Annotated in this window: 2 protein-coding genes; both read left to right on the top strand. The window is 70.8% G+C overall.

All coding sequences use genetic code 11. The features are described from left to right. Positions 1–317 (top strand): CHAD domain-containing protein (locus VTU_RS0124440; RefSeq protein ID WP_010110379.1); only part of this gene is annotated, 317 nt, incomplete at its 5' end. Positions 318–389: 72 nt separating this feature from the next. Beyond that, positions 390–1,209 (top strand): 4-hydroxybenzoate octaprenyltransferase (locus VTU_RS0124435; protein WP_010110376.1); only part of this gene is annotated, 820 nt, incomplete at its 3' end.

Below are 1,209 nucleotides of genomic sequence, written 5' to 3'. Positions count from 1 at the left end.
CGGGCCGTTGCCGTCACGCCGGTGTCCGCCTTGCCAAGCGCCTTGACGGGGCCTTGGCCGAGGCGGCGCACGGCGGCCTGGACGCGCAGCACCGCGCGCGCATCCTGGCCAAGCGCTTGCGCTATGCCAGCGAGGCGCTCGCGCCCCTGCTGCCCGGGCGCGAGCGGCGCCGCCATGCGCAGGCCCTCGCCTGGCAGAACCGCCTGGGCGCCACGCGCGACACCGTGCAGGCCGCGCTGCTTGCCGGGCAGCACGGCGCCGCGCCGGAACTCGTGGCATTTCTGCGCGGCGTGGCAGCGGGACGCAAGCACCGCTGAGCCGGCGCCGTTGGCGATCGCGTGCAACCAACAGGCATCGCTTATAAACACGGCTGCCCGCCGTCCACCCCCATGTCCCACGCACCGCGCAGCCGCACGTCCCTGTACCTCGACCTCATCCGCTGGGACCGCCCTGCCGGCTGGCTGGTGTGCCTGTGGCCCACGCTGAGCGCGCTGTGGATCGCGGCGGACGGTTTTCCGGGCTGGCACCTGCTGGTGGTGTTCGTGCTCGGAACCTTCCTCATGCGCAGCGCGGGCTGCTGCGTGAACGACGTCGCCGACCGCGAATTCGACAAGCACGTCAAGCGCACCGCGCACCGCCCGGTGACCACCGGCGCCGTGGGCGTGCAGGAGGCGCTGGCCGTGGGCGCCGTGCTGGCGCTGCTGGCTTTCGGTCTGGTGCTCAGCACCCGCGCGGCGGCGATTGCCTGGTCGGTGCCGGCCCTGCTGGTGGCCATCGCCTACCCGTTTGCCAAGCGCCTGATCGCCATGCCGCAGGCCGTCCTGGGGATCGCCTACAACTTCGGCATCGTGATCGCGTTCGCCGCGGTGCAGGGCACGGTGCCCGCCGTGGCCTGGTGGATGTGGCTCGGCACCCTGTTCTGGGTGCTGGCCTACGACACCGAATACGCCATGGTTGACCGGGACGACGACCTGCGGATCGGCATCCGGACCTCGGCCATCACGCTGGGCCGCATGGACGTCGCGGCGATCATGGTGTTCTACCTGCTTTTTCTCTCCATCTGGCTCGTGGCGCTCGAGCCTTATGCCCTGGGAGCTCCGTTTTATATGGCAATTGTGGCTGCGCTGGCGCAGGTTCCGTGGCACTGGCGCCTGATCCGCGAGCGCACGCGCGCGGGCTGCTTTGCGGCCTTTCGCGTGAACCACTGGC

The organism is Verminephrobacter aporrectodeae subsp. tuberculatae At4 (assembly GCF_000193225.1).
GTDB lineage: Bacteria > Pseudomonadota > Gammaproteobacteria > Burkholderiales > Burkholderiaceae_C > Acidovorax > Acidovorax aporrectodeae.
Note: the sequence above shows the minus strand (reverse complement) of the source record. Positions and strands in the feature narration are given on the sequence as shown.